The 15148-nt window shown below is 69.2% G+C and carries 16 protein-coding genes; 8 read left to right on the top strand and 8 right to left on the bottom strand.

The features are described from left to right. The first annotated feature begins 169 nt into the window (after positions 1–169). The 7 genes from BOX37_RS17650 to BOX37_RS34085 all read left to right on the top strand — a co-directional run bounded on the left by BOX37_RS17650 (position 170) and on the right by BOX37_RS34085 (position 6596). Positions 170–1501, top strand: a complete 1332-nt coding sequence (locus BOX37_RS17650; protein WP_071928619.1) for an NAD(P)/FAD-dependent oxidoreductase — start codon at positions 170–172, stop codon at positions 1499–1501. Continuing rightward, positions 1498–2223 carry a DUF1365 domain-containing protein gene (locus BOX37_RS17645; protein ID WP_071928618.1) on the top strand — a complete coding sequence of 242 codons (726 nt, stop codon included), beginning with the start codon at positions 1498–1500 and terminating at the stop codon, positions 2221–2223. The genes BOX37_RS17650 and BOX37_RS17645 overlap by 4 nt, the downstream gene beginning before the upstream one ends. Then, positions 2220–3533, top strand: coding sequence for an SAM-dependent methyltransferase (locus BOX37_RS17640; RefSeq protein ID WP_071928617.1), 1314 nt, complete (start codon positions 2220–2222; stop codon positions 3531–3533). Before BOX37_RS17645 ends, BOX37_RS17640 begins: the two co-directional genes overlap by 4 nt. Continuing rightward, positions 3530–3931: a hypothetical protein gene (locus BOX37_RS17635; protein ID WP_071928616.1), complete on the top strand. Its 402-nt coding sequence runs from the start codon at positions 3530–3532 to the stop codon at positions 3929–3931. The genes BOX37_RS17640 and BOX37_RS17635 overlap by 4 nt, the downstream gene beginning before the upstream one ends. Before the next feature lie 26 nt (positions 3932–3957). After that, complete coding sequence (locus BOX37_RS17630) at positions 3958–4785, top strand: MerR family transcriptional regulator (RefSeq protein ID WP_240504915.1); 828 nt, start codon at positions 3958–3960, stop codon at positions 4783–4785. A 91-nt stretch (positions 4786–4876) separates the two neighbouring features. Further along, entirely contained in the window at positions 4877–6325 is a 1449-nt protein-coding gene (locus BOX37_RS17625; protein ID WP_071928614.1) for an SDR family oxidoreductase, read from the top strand. Positions 6326–6431: 106 nt separating this feature from the next. Next, on the top strand, positions 6432–6596 hold the full coding sequence (locus BOX37_RS34085; protein ID WP_156910442.1) for a hypothetical protein: 165 nt from the start codon (positions 6432–6434) through the stop codon (positions 6594–6596). Between the two features lie 67 nt (positions 6597–6663). Here BOX37_RS34085 and BOX37_RS17620 read toward each other — a convergent pair whose 3' ends face one another. From BOX37_RS17620 to BOX37_RS17590, 7 genes are all read right to left on the bottom strand, one after another. Next, positions 6664–8094: an FAD-dependent monooxygenase gene (locus tag BOX37_RS17620; RefSeq protein ID WP_071928613.1), complete on the bottom strand. Its 1431-nt coding sequence runs from the start codon at positions 8092–8094 to the stop codon at positions 6664–6666. Between the two features lie 29 nt (positions 8095–8123). Then, on the bottom strand, positions 8124–8783 hold the full coding sequence (locus tag BOX37_RS17615) for a response regulator (RefSeq protein ID WP_071928612.1): 660 nt from the start codon (positions 8781–8783) through the stop codon (positions 8124–8126). Further along, the gene (locus BOX37_RS17610; protein WP_071928611.1) at positions 8780–9922 is read right to left on the bottom strand and encodes a sensor histidine kinase; all 1143 of its coding nucleotides are present in this window, start codon (positions 9920–9922) and stop codon (positions 8780–8782) included. Before BOX37_RS17610 ends, BOX37_RS17615 begins: the two co-directional genes overlap by 4 nt. Further along, positions 9919–10698: an ABC transporter permease subunit gene (locus tag BOX37_RS17605; RefSeq protein ID WP_071928610.1), complete on the bottom strand. Its 780-nt coding sequence runs from the start codon at positions 10696–10698 to the stop codon at positions 9919–9921. The genes BOX37_RS17610 and BOX37_RS17605 overlap by 4 nt, the downstream gene beginning before the upstream one ends. Then, positions 10695–11636: an ABC transporter ATP-binding protein gene (locus BOX37_RS17600; protein WP_071928609.1), complete on the bottom strand. Its 942-nt coding sequence runs from the start codon at positions 11634–11636 to the stop codon at positions 10695–10697. Before BOX37_RS17600 ends, BOX37_RS17605 begins: the two co-directional genes overlap by 4 nt. A 101-nt stretch (positions 11637–11737) precedes the next feature. Further along, a complete protein-coding gene (locus BOX37_RS17595; RefSeq protein ID WP_071928608.1) occupies positions 11738–12037 on the bottom strand; it encodes a hypothetical protein in 300 nt (99 codons plus the stop codon). A 15-nt stretch (positions 12038–12052) separates the two neighbouring features. Beyond that, on the bottom strand, positions 12053–12244 hold the full coding sequence (locus tag BOX37_RS17590; protein WP_071928607.1) for a TetR family transcriptional regulator: 192 nt from the start codon (positions 12242–12244) through the stop codon (positions 12053–12055). A 9-nt stretch (positions 12245–12253) separates the two neighbouring features. Between BOX37_RS17590 and BOX37_RS17585 the strand changes: the two genes are divergently transcribed. Then, positions 12254–12826 (top strand): hypothetical protein, encoded by a 573-nt coding sequence (locus tag BOX37_RS17585; RefSeq protein WP_071928606.1) that lies wholly within the window; start codon positions 12254–12256, stop codon positions 12824–12826. A 1078-nt stretch (positions 12827–13904) separates the two neighbouring features. On the opposite strand, the gene BOX37_RS17580 is transcribed toward BOX37_RS17585, so the two are convergent. Continuing rightward, on the bottom strand, positions 13905–15017 hold the full coding sequence (locus BOX37_RS17580) for a hypothetical protein (protein ID WP_156910441.1): 1113 nt from the start codon (positions 15015–15017) through the stop codon (positions 13905–13907). Between the last annotated feature and the right edge of the window lie 131 nt (positions 15018–15148).

The following is a 15148-nucleotide window of genomic DNA, read 5'->3' as shown; positions in this document are numbered from 1 at the left end:
TTTACATGCTACCGTCAAAGGCAGGAGTCGGACAGTCCACCGGCTCGACCGAGCGCTGGAGGACGACCATGACCGCCCCCTTACCCAGTAGGCGAGGAAGGCTCGCCGCTGTCGCCACGTCGTGTGCGCGGCAGCGCGCCGACGGCGCAGACGAATCGCGGTGCCGGGGATGACCGGTGATCGGCGTCGCGTCGCGGTGATCGGCAGCGGGGTCGCCGGCCTGACCGCGGCCTGGGTGCTGGCCCGCACCTGCGAAGTGGTTCTCTACGAGGCGGATTCGCGCCTCGGCGGGCACGCCCACACCCACCGCCTCAACTCCCGCGCCGATGGCTCGGGGCAGTGGCTCGGCGTGGACTCCGGCTTCATCGTGCACAACGATCGCACCTACCCCACCCTGCTGCGATTGTTCGACGAAGTGGGGGTCCGCACGCAGGACTCCGACATGTCGATGTCGATCCGCTGCGACGGCTGCGGGCTCGAATACGCGGGTGGGAAAGGGCTCCGTGGGATCGTCGCGACCCCCCGGGTGCTGGCCAATGGCCCCTACCTGCGAATGCTCGGTGAGGTCACCCGCTTCCACCGACTCGCCCGCGCCGAACTCGACACCGACGGCGACGAACTGCGCACCCTGGGCGCGTTCGTGCGGGACGGTGCGTTCTCCGCCTACTTCACCGCGCATTTCCTGGTCCCGCTGGTGGCCGCGGTCTGGTCCTGCCCTCCGCACCTCGCGCTGAGCTATCCCGCCCGCTACCTGTTCACCTTCCTCGATCACCACGGCATGCTCACCGTGTTCGGCTCACCGACCTGGCGGACGGTGTCCGGTGGCTCGGGCACCTACGTACGAGCGATCGCGGCAGGTGTACACGAGGTCCGGGCGGGAGTGCCGGTGCGCACCGCCCACCGCGTGGGGGAATCGGTCATCGTCCGCGACGACGCCGATCGAGTCGACCACTTCGACGCTGCCGTGGTCGCCACCCATCCCGCCCAGGCGCTGCGGCTGCTCGACGCACCGACCCCCGCAGAATCCGAGATCCTCACCGACCTGACCTATTCGACCAATCACACCGTCCTGCACACCGACGACACGGTGCTACCGCGGCGCAGCGGCGCCCGGGCGTCCTGGAACTACCGTCTGCCGCAGTGCGATGCCACGCCCGACCACGTGCTCGTGAGCTACGACCTGACCCGCCTGCAACGTCTGCCCGCCGACGCCGACCGTCGGTTCCTGGTGACCCTCGGCGACGCCGACCGCGTGGCACCCGAGGCGGTCCTGGCCACGATGACCTATGAACACCCGCAGTACACCCCGCGCTCGATGGTGGCCCGGCGTCGACTGCCCAGCATCGGTGACCACACCCTGGCCTTCGCCGGCGCGTATCACGGCTGGGGATTCCACGAGGATGGCGCGCTGTCGGGATTGCGCGCCGCCGAACGCGTCGGTGGACAGTGGGATACCCGTCCCTCGATCGGCATCAGCGCCATCCGGGCGGCGAGGACATGACGCGGGCGCGACTGGTCCGCACGGTGATCCGGCACTCCCGCCGCGAGCCGGTGCGGCACCTTTTCGCCTATCGCAGCTACAGCTGGCTCGTCGATCTCGACGAGATGCCGACCCCGGGATGGTTGTTGCGGCCGTTCGCGGGTTTCGCCGCGCGCGATCATCTCGGTGACCCGTCGGCCAGTGTGCGCGCCAACGTGGTGGACTACCTGGCCGGTCAGGGCATCGACCTGCGCGGTGGCCAGATTCTGATGCTCGCCAACGCGCGGGTGTTCGGCTACGTCTTCAATCCACTGACCGTGTTCTGGTGCCACGACGACACCGGCGCGTTGCGCTGCGTGATCGCCGAAGTGCACAACACCTATGGTGAACGGCACCGCTACCTCGTCTCGCCCGAGGCGAATCCCGTGGTCGCCAAGCAATTCTACGTCTCACCCTTCAACCCGGTGGCCGGGCGTTACCGGTTGCGACTGCCCGTTCCCGAGGACCGGTTACAGCTGGCCATCGCCCTGGAGGAACCGGACGGCCGGACCACCTTCGAAGCCACCGTCCGCGGGCTCGTTCTGCCCGCGACCCGCCGGACCGTCGCCCGCGCGATCCTGGCCCACCCTTTCGAAACCTGGCGCATCGCCGCGCGAATCCGATGGCAGGGCCTGCGGCTGTGGCGCCGTGGCCTGCCGGTCGTGCCGCGGGATCGGCGTCTTTCCCAGGAGGCTCTGTCATGACCATCTCCTCGTGCGGTACTCAGCCCGCGACCGTCGCGCCGAGCGCCGAGCGATGGGCGCACCTGACTGCGGTGCCGGGCGGACTTCGCGCCGGTGCGGGCCGCCTGGTCGTCGAGGCCCTGTTCCGCCGTGCGGTGCAACGGCTTGCGCTGCGCGTCGAGTTGCCCGACGGCACGATCTTCGGCGGTGGGGCCGACGACCCGTTCGCCCCGCTGATGGTGCTGCACGACCCGCGCGCCTTCGCCACTCGCATCGGTACCACCGGACTGATCGGGTTCGGTGAGTCGTACATGATGGGGGAGTGGTCGGCACCGGATCCGGCCGCAGTGCTCACCGTGCTGGCCGCTGACCTGCGGCAGCTCGTTCCCGCGCCGTTGCAGGGGCTGCGGTCACTGGTCCTGCCGGGACAACCCGCTCGAACTCGCGCGACCACAGCCGGAGCCCGCAGCAACGCCGCGCACCACTACGACCTGTCCAACGACTTCTTCGCGCTGTTCCTCGACGAGACCATGACCTACTCGTCGGCACTGTTCGACCAGCTCACCCCCGCCCCGGTATGGGCTGATCTCGCCACGGCCCAGCGCGCGAAGATCGACCGACTGCTCGATGCCGCCGAAGTCGGCGCCGGAACCTCGGTGCTCGAAATCGGCACCGGCTGGGGCGAACTCGCCATCCGGGCCGCGCAGCGGGGCGCGACCGTCCACTCGATCACGCTGTCGGCGCGACAGCAGCGACTGGCGCTGGCACGGGTGGCCGAAGCCGGCCTCACCGACCAGGTGACCATCGAACTCCGCGACTACCGTGAGGTCGACGGCCGATACGACGCGGTGGTCTCGGTGGAGATGATCGAAGCGGTGGGGTATGAGTACCTGCCGAGCTATCTGACGGTCCTCGAACGGGCCCTCGCCACCGGCGGTCGGGTGGCGCTGCAGGTCATCACCATGCCGCACGACCGGATGCGGGCCGGTCGGGTGACCCACACCTGGGTGCAGAAATACATCTTCCCCGGCGGGTTCCTGCCGTCGGAGGAACTCCTGGCCGACCTGGTCTCGCGCCATACCGACCTCGAGCTCGTGGATCGGGCGGCGATGGGGCAGCACTACGCGCACACGCTCCGGCTGTGGCAGGACCGCTTCACCGCTGCCGCCGATCAGGTCGGCGCGCTCGGTTTCGACGAGGTGTTCCAGCGGATGTGGCGGCTCTACCTCGCCTACTCCGAAGCCGGATTCCGCTCGGGATATCTCGACACCTTGCAACTGGTCCTGCGCCACCGGGGCGCGGCCGAACTCGACACGGAGGTGACCCGATGAACGCCACGACACCGGCGCGAATCCTCGGTATCGCGACCGCGGCCTACGGGGCCGCCGTCACCGTACGGCCCGCGATACTCCTGCGTCCCAGCGGTCTCGGCACCGGCGCGGAACCGGAACTGCGCACGCTGGCCCGTTCGGTCGCCCTGCGCGATGTGCTCTCCGGGATCGCGCTGGCGACAGCCGCCGGTCCGCGTGCTCGCGCGGTGGCAGCGCTCGTGCGGGTCGGCTCCGATGTCGCCGACACCGTGGTGTTCGGCCACGCGTTGAAAGGTCGGCCCGAGCGGGGCAAGACACTCGCAGTCACCTCGGGGTGGGGACTGTTGTGCCTGGCCGCCGCCGTCTACGAGCATCGCGGAAGCATCCCGGTGACCACACGGGGCGCGGGCAGGCCATGACACCCGGGCCGGAGGGTTCTCCACCGGTGACCACGGAGTTCACCGTCGGGACGGTGGCGCGCATGTTGGGAATCCCCGTCGCCACCCTGCGCAGCTGGAACCGGCGATACGACCTCGGGCCGCGTCGCCATCTGGCGGGTCGGCACCGCCTCTACACGGCGGCCGATCTGGCTGTGGCCACCAGAATGGTGGACCTGGTCCAGGCCGGAGCAACGCCGGCGAGTGCGGCCCAGGCGGCACGGGCCGTGCTGGCGCCCGCCCCCGTGCCCGGCGAAGTCGGCCCGGTGATCGCCGCGGCGGAGCACATGAACGTGTCCCGGCTGCTGGACCTGATTTCGGCCCATGTGACTCATCACGGCGTGATTCCGACCTGGAACAGTCTCTGCCGCCCCGCTTTCGAGCACATCGTGGCCGAGCAGCAGCGGGGACACGGCTACATCGACGTCGAGCACCTGATGTCGTGGGCGATCACCACGAGCCTGCACCGATGCGTGCCGCCGCTGACCGAAGTCGACCGGGAGCCGGTCGTGGTCCTGGCCTGCACCGAGGGCGAACACCATGTGCTCCCCTTGGAGGTGTTGCGGGCCGCGTTGGCCGAGCGGGGAGTGGCCGCACTCCTCCTCGGTGCGAATGTCCCCGGTGACGCGCTCGCTCAAGCGTTGTCCCGGAGGTCTCGGCCGGCCGTCGTCGTGCTGTGGTCGCAGACGTCGAGGACAGCGACACTCGGCGCGATCGACGCTCGGCATGGCAGGGTGGTACCCGCTGGTCCAGGTTGGCGAGATACCCCCGAGGGCCGTCGGTGCCTCGGCTCACTGGAGGAGGCAGTCGATGCGTTGTCGGCAACCGGGCTCTGACCGGTCGCGTGGCGTCGAGTGTTCCCGGACCGGTCATCCGCCGCCCTCCGCGCCATACCGCACGTCCATCCTCGGACAGGAGTGATCTCGTATGCGCTGTGTAGTGTTCGGCGCCACCGGATACCTCGGTGGCCGACTCGTGCCGGAACTGCTCGATGCCGGCCACACCGTCCGCGTTCTGGCTCGCGATCCGGGCAAACTCGTCGACGCGGCGTGGCGCGAGCAGGTCGACGTGGTGCGCGGTGACGTCACCCGCGTCGACGACGTCCGTGCCGCTCTGGCCGGGCAGGAAGTCCTCTATTACCTGGTCCATTCGCTGAGCCGCGCCGATTTCGAGAACGTGGATCGCGAGGCCGCGACACTGGTCGCCGCGGAATCCGAACGCGCCGGTCTGACCAGATCGGTGTACCTGGGCGGCATCACGCCCACCGGCCAGGAGCTGTCGCGCCACCTGGCCTCGCGCGCCGAGGTGGGCGAGATCCTGCTCCGCGCGGCGACTCCCGCCGTGGTGCTGCGCGCGGCGGTCATCATCGGCTCCGGCTCGGCCAGCTTCGAGATGCTCCGGTATCTGACCGAGCGGCTGCCCGTCATGGTGACGCCGCGGTGGGTACGCAGCCGAATCCAGCCCATCGCGGTTCGCGATGTCCTGCACTATCTGGTGCACGCCGCCGAACTGCCCGGCACGGTGAACGACGCCTTCGACATCGGCGGACCCGACGTCCTCACCTACGAGGGCATGATGCGGGGCTACGCCGAGGCCGCGGGCCTGCCTCGCCGGGTGATCATGCCCGTGCCCGTGCTCACCCCGTGGCTCTCGGCGCAGTGGGTCAACCTGGTCACCCCGGTTCCCCGTGCCATCGCCGTGCCACTCATGGAGTCGCTCATCAACGACGTGGTGTGCGAAGACCATCGCATCGCCGACCACATCCCGGACCCCTCGGCGGGGCTCATCCCCTACGCCGACGCGGTGAGCCTGGCACTGCACCGCATTCGCGATCGCGATGTGCCCACCCGGTGGTCGGACGCGGGCCTGCCCGACGCCCCGTCGGATCCACTGCCCACCGATCCCGCATGGTCCGGTGGATCGCTGTACAGCGATGTGCGAGAACGCGATACGACCGCCGACCCCGCGACCCTGTGGGCAGTCGTGGAAGCCGTGGGAGGAGAACACGGCTGGTACTCCTTTCCGCTGGCCTGGGCGTTGCGCGGCTGGATCGACCGGGCGCTGGGCGGAGTCGGCCTGCGACGCGGCCGACGCGACCCCCACCGCCTGCACGTGGGCGAAGCGCTGGATTGGTGGCGAGTCGAGCACCTCGAACGCGGACGACTGTTGCGGTTGCGCGCGGAGATGCGCGTCCCCGGTCGAGGCTGGCTCGAACTGTCGGTCACCCCGACTGCCGACGGTGGTGCGCACTACCGGCAGCGCGCCCTGTTCGAACCACACGGACTGGCCGGACATCTCTATTGGAAGGCCCTGAGCCCGTTCCACGCGGTGATCTTCGGTGGGATGGCCCGCAACATCACCGGAGCGGCCGAATAACGGCACACCAACGGCGTTGCGCGCGACCGAGGCCGAGCGGTGTCGGCGATCACCGCTACGCTGGACGACAGCACGGCTCAGCCTACGAACGCAGGGGAACACACCGATGAACGACCCACACCCGGCCACCGCCGACAGCACACCGATACCTTTGTTCAGCGCACCGCGCAACAGTGACGCAACCCCGTCGACCACCGACCCGGTCCCCGGGAACCTGCTGCCGACCTTCCTGGCCGCTTCGCCCGCCGCGGACATCTCCGGGCAGGGTTGACCCTGCTGACCGCCCCCGCAGGTCCCCGCGCGGGGCGCTGGCTGCTTCCGGTGTGGAGCGGCGGATCTCACGCCAGGTGACCGTCTGGGCGAATGAGGATGCGGTCGCCGGGCGAGGCGTCGTATGCGGCGAAGGCGTAGCCGTCGATGTCGGTGACGTGGCGGGCAGCGTTGTTCGTGCGCACAGCTTCGGGGGAGCTCGAATCCGGCCCCAGGATCGTCCATGCGTGGGTTTGCGCTGTGGGTGCCGGGGCCTGGCAGTCGAAGCACAGGAGCGTGGCATGCGGTCCGCGAAACAGATCGAACAGCCGGATCGGGCGGCCCGCGGAGTCCCACAGCGGCGCGTCCGGTGCCCGGTCGCCCGTGGTGAGGCGGGCGGTGAGGCCGGGTTCGCGGTAGCTGATGTCGAGTTGCCGGGTTTCGTCACCGCGGCGGTGGGCGTCCTCGTCGCCCTCGGTGTGCTTGCGGAGCAATGCGGTGCTGATGCCGAGAACGCGTGCCGCCACCTGTCTGCGCTCGGTCTCGTAGGTGTCGAGCAGATCTCGGCTGCCGTCCGCGAGCTTCCAGCCGAGGTTGTACGCGTCCTGGACGCCGGTATTGAGTCCCTGCCCACCCGCGGGTGGATGGACGTGCGCGGCATCGCCCGCCAGGAAGACCCTGCGCTCCGCGAAACGTTGCGCGAGCCGGGTATTCGGCCGCCACACCGTACTCCAGCGCAGCTCGTCGATGCGGAGATCCGTTCGGCCCGAATACTTGTCGAGGTAGCTCTGCAGGGTCGCGGCGTTCGGTTCGACCTGTCCGGTCAGAGTTGTCCCGAACTGGAAGTACTGCCCGCCGGGCAGCGGTGACAGCACGATCCCCTCGCGCGGATTGTCCGGTGCCGCGAACCAGTAGCCGTACCCGTGGTCGAGGCCGGTGACCTGAACGTCGCCGAGCAGCATGCGCACACTGTCGTCGGTGGTGCCCTCGAAGGCGATGCCGAGTTCCTTGCGGACGAGGCTGGATGCCCCGTCGGCACCGACGAGGTAGGCGGCCCGAACGGTCTCGCTTCCGTCGGCACCGGCGAGAGTGGCGGTGACCCCGTCGTCGTCCTGCGCGAATCCGATGAGTTCGGTGCCCAGTTCGACCCGGACGCCGAATTCTTCCAGGCGGTGGCGCAGCAGCGCCTCGGTCTGCGACTGCCCGAGCACCCACGGGTTCGGATAGGGCACGTCGGCAGTCGGCTCCTTCGGATCGCTCATCCGTATCTCGCGGATCCGGCTGCCGCCCTGGAACACCTGGAACACCGGTTGCGGCGAGCCCAGGGCGAGGATCGCGGGCAGCACGCCCAGATCGTCGAAGACCTCGAGGGTGCGTGGCTGGAGGCCGTCGCCGCGTGAGCCGTCGAAGAATTCGGTCGCCTTGTCGACGATGCGGACGGCCAGACCCCGGCGGGCGAGATCGATGGCCAGGGTGAGGCCGGTGGGTCCGGCACCGGCGATGAGAGTGTGGATCGGCATGGTGCGCTCCGGATCGGTAGGGGTTCGGGTCAGCCCGGCGTGACGAGCCCGGTTTCGTAGGCGAAGATCGCGGCTTGGGTACGGTCACGCAGCTGGAGCTTGGCGAGTACGCGGCCGACATGGGTTTTCACGGTTTCCTCCGCGATGACCAGGTCGGTGGCGATCTCGGTGTTGGACCGGCCACGGGCGATGAGTTCGAGCACCTGTGTTTCGCGACCGGTCAGCTGATGCAATCGCGTGTCGTCGGGCCGGGGACGGGTACCGCCGAGCCGGGTGAATTCGTCGAGCAGTCTGCGGGTCACCGAGGGCGCCAGCATCGCCTCGCCCCGGGCGACCGTGCGGATGCCGTCGGCCAGGGCCGCGGCGGGAGTGTCTTTGAGCAGGAATCCGCTCGCTCCCGCCCGCAAGGCGCGAAAAACGTACTCGTCGAGGTCATAGGTGGTCAGCACGATCACCCGAGCCCGGTTCCCGGAGTCGACTATGCGGGCGGTCGCGTCCAGCCCGTCCACACCCGGCATGCGGATATCCATCAGGACCACGTCGGGGTCGAGCTCGGCGGTGAGTTGTTGTGCCGCCGCGCCGTCGGCGGCCTCGCCGACGACCTCGATGCCGGGTTGGGCACCGAGCAGCACCGCGAGTCCGTCGCGGACGAGTGCCTGGTCGTCGGCGATCACTACGCGAATGGTCATGGTGGCGTTTGTCCTTCCAACGGCAGTGCCGCGCGAACTCGGTAGCCACCGTCCGATTCCGGTTCTGCCGTGAATCGACCGCCCCAGAGCGCGACCCGTTCACGCATGCCGAGGAGCCCGTGGCCGCCGCCGCTGGAAGTGGCAGGGGTCGAACTCGGACCGTTGTGTACCTCGATGTCGAGTTCGTCGGCCCGATAGTGCAATTCGACGGAGATCGCGGAGCCGGGCGCATGCTGGAGCGCATTGCTCAGCGCTTCCTGCACGATGCGGTACGCCGACACCGTTATTCCGGAGGGCAGAGCCGCCGGGGCGCCGTGCCTGGTGAGGGTGACGTCGCGGCCGGCGCGGCGAATGCGGTCGACGAGTTCGTCCACCTCCTCGAGCTGCGGTTGTGGCTGGGTCGGGGATTCCCGATCGGCGCGCAGCACGCCGAGGATGTGGCGCATCTCGTCGAGCGCGGCCGCGGCACTGGTCCGGATGGCGGTCAGGCTGTCGATCAAGTCCTGCGGTGGGTCGGCGACCCGATATCGCGCGGACTCGGCTTGGATCGCGACCACCGACATGTGGTGCGCGACCACATCGTGGAGTTCTCGCGCGATCCGGGTGCGTTCCTCGAGCAGGGCACTGCGCCGTCGTTGTCGCTCGGACTCCTTGGTCTGGGAGATGGCGTCGCGGCGGGCTTCGAACAGAGCGCGCAGGGCGGCTCCGGCGAGCAGCACGATGCCGGTGAGCAGAGTGGTGGCGACCACGTCGGCGAGCCCGCCCCCGGGCACCGCGGCGACGAGGGCGATACCGGCGGCAGCGGTGGCGGCGAGCACGCCGAGTGTCCAGCGCCACGGGACCAGCAGCGCGAAAATGCCCACGACGAGCAGATAGCTGTTGAACATCGCGTCCACCCAGGGGGTTTCACCCACGAGCAGGGCGGCGGAAACGACAGCGCCGAGACTGATCGCCCAGCCGAGCAGCGGAAGCCGGAACTGCAGGACGATGGCCAAGGCCTGACAGAATGCCAACGCGGTCGCGGACCGGCCGCCGAGATCGGTGTCCGAGACCAGGGTGTGGCCGACGACGGCGAAGACGAACGCCGCCGTGGCGACCAGGGCGGGCAGGCGCCAACGGTCCGTCTTCGTGATGCTCACAGGTCCTCGCGTTCCAGGATTCGCCGGGCGATGAGCACGGCGATCAGCGTGGTACCGATGACGATCACCAGTCGTGGCCAGCCGCCCAGCGATCCCATGAGCTCGGCTGCGCCATCCGAGCTCTGCGCCAGTTTCGCCACCACCGCGCTCGGCGCGAAAAGCGTCACGACCTTGTGCAGATCGCCGAATGCCTGCGCCGAGGAGAGCTGCGGCAACAAGATATGGGTCCCGACGACGGCCACCGCACCCACTGAACTACGTAGCATCACCCCGGTCGCCAGCCCGAGCAACGCTACCGCCGGAAAACAAGCGTAGATGCCGAACATGCCGGGCAGCGCCGTCCCGGGCGCGTACCGTCCGGCATCGATCGTGGCGCTGCCGACCAGATACGCGGACGTGGTCGTGATCAGACCGATCACGGTGGCGACGTGTGTCACCACGATCGCCTTGGCCGCCAAGACCATGCCGCGCTGTGGCGTCGCCGCCAACACAGGCCGGATGGTCCCTGAGGTGAACTCGGTGGAGATGACCATGGCACCCCACGCGGCGACGACCGCCAGTGACAGGGGGACCGCGGTGAGGGCCCCACCGAGCACGGTGTCATCTGCTTCGAGACTGCCGGTCAAACCGACGAACACGGCCGCCACCGGGCCGAGGATGACGGCGACGATCGGCAGCAATGTCAAGGAGCGCGCCGAGCGAATCTTGATGATCTCGGACCGGAGCTGATTGCGGAGGTCGTCTGCTCCGGTGCGGGCATCTGTCAGGGAGGTCATGCGACGGTGTCCTTCGGTGCGGTTCTGTCGAGGTGGGACGCGGCCGGCTCGCGATGACCGAACTGTTGGTGGTCGGCGACGAGGCGGGTGAAGACCTCCTCGACGGATTCGTGGATCGGTGTGAGCTCGTCGAGCACGACGCCGGATGCCATGGCGAGGCGGCTGATCTCGCGGGAGCGGATACCGCGCACCGTGGCGGTGTCGCCGCGGATCTCGGTATCCGGGCCCAGTTCGTCCAGCAAGGGGGACAGCGTGGCACCCCTGATCCGGACGACCGGTTCGGTCCGGCTCTCGATGAACTGCTCGGTCGATTCGTCCGCGAGTAGCCGGCCCTCACCGATGACGAGAAGATGATCGGCGACCAGCTGGGTTTCGCTCATCAGATGACTGGAGAGCAGGATCGTTCGACCTTCATCGGCCATGGCGCGCAACATGGTGCGGATCCAGCGGATGCCCTCGGTGTCGAGTCCATTGACCGGCTCGTCCAGGATCAGGATCTCCGGGTCGCCGAGGATGGCCGCGGCGATTCCGAGCCGCTGTCGCATTCCGAGAGAGAATCCCTTGACGGGGGTACCGGCGACGTTGGCGAGCCCGACCATGGCGAGTACCTCGTCGACTCGTCGGTGGGAGATGCCGTTGCTCGCCGCGAGGAAGGCCAGATGCGCGGTGGCCGAGCGGGTCGGCAGAACGTCGCCCGCGTCGAGCAACGCGCCGATCGTGTGGAGTGGCCGCACCAGATCACGGTATCGCCGACCGGCCACACTGATCTGGCCGCCCGACGGAGTGTCGAGCCCCAGCGCGAGTCGCATCGTGGTGGTCTTGCCCGAGCCGTTCGGTCCGAGGAAGCCGGTGACCCGACCGGGCCGCACGGTGAACGTGAGCTCTTCGACGGCCCGGGTGCTGCCGTAATACTTGGTCAGATCTCGTGCTTCGATCACATGTCGACGGTAGGACGCCGTCACCGCGATGCCATCCCGCTCGAGGGTGGTCTTACGGATAGCTCTCGAGGGGGATGGCCCTGGTCAGGCCGAGGACGACGTCACGGGCCGAGCCCGGCCGCGACGAAGTCGGTCAGGTTGTCGATCCCCACGTCAGGATCACCGTGCCAGGACTGGATCATCGTCTCGGCGGGCAGCCGCGCACCACGGGTGGCCAGGTCGGTGAGCCATTCGATCCACGGCTGCATCTGTTCTGCGCGGAAGGCCCGCATCCGTTCGGCGAACGCGGGATTGGCGAGCGTGGCCTGCTCGATCGCGGCGAACACGTCGCGATGGGCGGCGTAGGCGTGCCAGAAGACGGTCACGTGGGCGTGGGCGCGGGTCGAGTCGTGGATCGACACCGCGCTCGGGTCGGGTCATCGACTCCGCGAAGCACCGGCGATCTCGTCGGCGTCGGCACCGATGTCGACCGCGAGCGCGGCCAGGACCTCCTCCTTGCTCTCGAAGTCGTTGTAGAACGAGCCCGCGGCGCGACCCGCCTCACCGGTGATGTCGACGATCTCGGTGTTGAGGAGATCTGGTTCGGCTTGGTCTACGTCTCGTCCCATCGCCTGATCATGGCGGTGTTCGTGATCGACCTGATCGCGATGGTCGCAGGTCTGCCGCGGGCCCTGTTCCCGGAGACGGCGGAAAAGAGCTTCCACGCGGGCCCGGCGAGGGGGGCGATGATCGTCGGCGTCGTCATCTGGGGCGTCGGCATCACCGGATTCGGGCTCAGTGCCCTGCTCGGCAGCGGGGGGGGGGGGCTCGTCCTAGCGGTCTTCTTCCTCGCGATAGCCGGAGTGGGCGACCTCCACCATGATTCAGCAGATCGCCACCGACGATGTCCGCGGCCGGCTCCAAGCCTGTTCAACGTCACGGTCGCGGGCGGCCAACGACTCGGCGACTTCTCCCACGGGATCACCGCGGCGCTGGTGGGCGCCATCGCCGTGTCCGGTGGCGGTGTCCTGGTCGTTCTCGCCGCCATCCTGCTTCTCCTGGCCATCCCCATCACCTACCGCTACCGGTTCGACCCCACCCGCCCTACGGACGAGCCGGCGGCCCTCGACCGCGAGTCGGTGCCGACCAAGGAGTTGTCGGGGCCTTGCCTGCGCGCAGGCGCAGGCCACTGGCGGATCCTCTTGACGTGACGTCTTGCGGCTGTCCCCGTAGTCGCCGATGGCCCACGACGCGAAGTAGGGTGGCCTCGGCGGCGCGCGCTGTGGCGGAAGGGTGCCGGCCAGCGAGGAGGGGGATGCACTCCAGGAGAGTTCTGGCAATCGGGCTGATCGGGGTCGTGCTGCTCGTGGCCAATGGATTCGCGGCCCCGGCGGTATGGGCGTTCACCGCTGGGCATCGGACCGAGGCGCGCATCATCGAGTGCACGCTCGGCGCCAAACATCGTACGTGCGAGGGGATCTGGACGACATCGGACGGCGAACTCCGGCAGGACGGCATTCGCAGCGCCGGTGGCGGAAGGGTCGGCGAACGGATCGCGATCCGGATCGGCCCGTTCGGCGAGGCCTACCGGGACATCGTCGCCGGGTGGGGGCCCCGCGTGTTCTTCGCAGCGGTTGCGGACGTGGCGGTGATCGGCTCGCTGCTGGCCATGGCACTGATATCCCTGCGTGCGCGCCGCCGTTCCGCCGAGCTGGCCGATGCCGCTGCCGACGACGCGGTCCTGTGGCGCGTCGACAAGCATGAGGTGAGGAACCGGAGTGGAACGCGAGTGTGGTCGGCTCAACGCGTGGGCCGACGGCTCGACGCGGTGCGGGCGGCCGACACGGGCGCGGCATACCCGGTGCACAGTGGCGCGGGTGCCCTGCGGCTGGACCATCCGGCAGGCGGTTCGGCGGGACGCATCCAGGTTCGGCATGACGGTGGAAAACGGTTGAGCTTCACCGTATTCGACGGCGCCGACGCTCCGTTCGCCGTGATCGCGAGTGTTTCCGTGCGCGACTCTCGGTGGGCGGTCACCACCACTGCCGGGGTGCGCTGCGCCGAGTTCGTCGTGGCCACCCGCCGTCATCGGATCGCGTTCGCGCCCACCGCGCCCGCGTCGCTGTCGCCGCTCATGGCAGCCTTCCTCCTGGACTGCGAACGCATGCTGCTCGACGGCGCGCCCGGACCGTTCCAGCGGCGGCGAGGCGCTGTGGCGGCTGCCTCGGACTCGCCTGGGTCAACCGGACCGCGACATGCGCGTGCGGCGATCCCACCGGCTGGTGCGATTCAGTCGATACGGTCCTGGATCGGCGGTTCGGGCCACTCCTCGCCCACGCGCACCGCGTCCCGCGCGGACCGCCACCCCACCGAACAGCCCAGCGCCGCGAGGCCGAATACCGTTGCGCCCGCCAGCTTTCCGAACCACCCGTCATTGGCCACGAACGAGGCCACGGTCAACGCGCCGAACAGCGCGACACCGAGTCCGTAATAGCGCGGTGCCTGACTGCCCTTGCCGGAACCCGATCGGCGGATGGCCTCCCTGCGGTGCATGGCCTGTTGCCATTGTGCTGTGGTCGGAGCAGGGCCCGCATCCCCGGTGCGGGTGTGCGTCCGAGCGCGCAACAATTGCGCGACCGACTCGGCATCCTCGACCGGAAGCACCCACTCCTGGCCCGCACCGGTGATCCGCAACCCCGGCCCCTCCGTGAGCGCCACGGCGGTGCCATTGGGCAGTCGATGGAATTCGGGCACACCGCAGAGGTGAACGGAGCTGACCGATTCCACGCGCGCCAGCGGAATCGCCAAGGCGTTCAGTTCCCGGACTCGCTGGTGCGCGGGATCGACCACTCGAGGCCGCAGCAACCGCACCCGATCCTCGGCCACGAGCAGCCGGGCGCCATTGCCGCGCAACCGAAACCGCAGTCGCACACCGGACTTCGCGACGTCGAAGGCGAGCGGCCGGGTCAACACCCGGCCCGCCGCGACGGCGAGCGCAAACCCCGCCACGACCGTCAGGACGCTCCACACCGGCGCACCCGAGACCGCCACCCGCTTGGCGCCGTGCAGGTACTGCGCGCCGAACGGCGGCAGGGCGGTGATCAGCCCCGTCGGCACCGTCGCCACCAGCGAGATCCGTGCCCACAGTTGCGGACTGCGCCACAGCAGCGCGAACCCCACCACTGCCGCGCCTGCCCACGGCAGCAGCATCTGCGCGATCATCGACGCCTCGACCACAGGCCGCGAACGCCACCCCGGCCGGACCGCCCCGGTCAGCTCACTCGCGTAGTCCACCAGCCAGACCCGCCCCACCACGATCGCGACGATCGACGCCAGCAGCAGCCCCGCCACCGACCAACGCACCGACATCCCGGGTCCGGTCGGCAAATTCCCCTTCGACACAGGCGAACCCTACCGAGCACGGACGCACCGGGCGGTGGGCGGCGGTGTACCGCGGGCGCGGTGTGTCAGTCCGAAACGACAGATGTCGTCCGTGCGGGACCGACCTGACACCCGGACCGTGGTCGCCTCAC

Source organism: Nocardia mangyaensis, assembly GCF_001886715.1.
GTDB lineage: Bacteria > Actinomycetota > Actinomycetes > Mycobacteriales > Mycobacteriaceae > Nocardia > Nocardia mangyaensis.
This window is presented reverse-complemented; position numbering and strand designations above follow the sequence as displayed.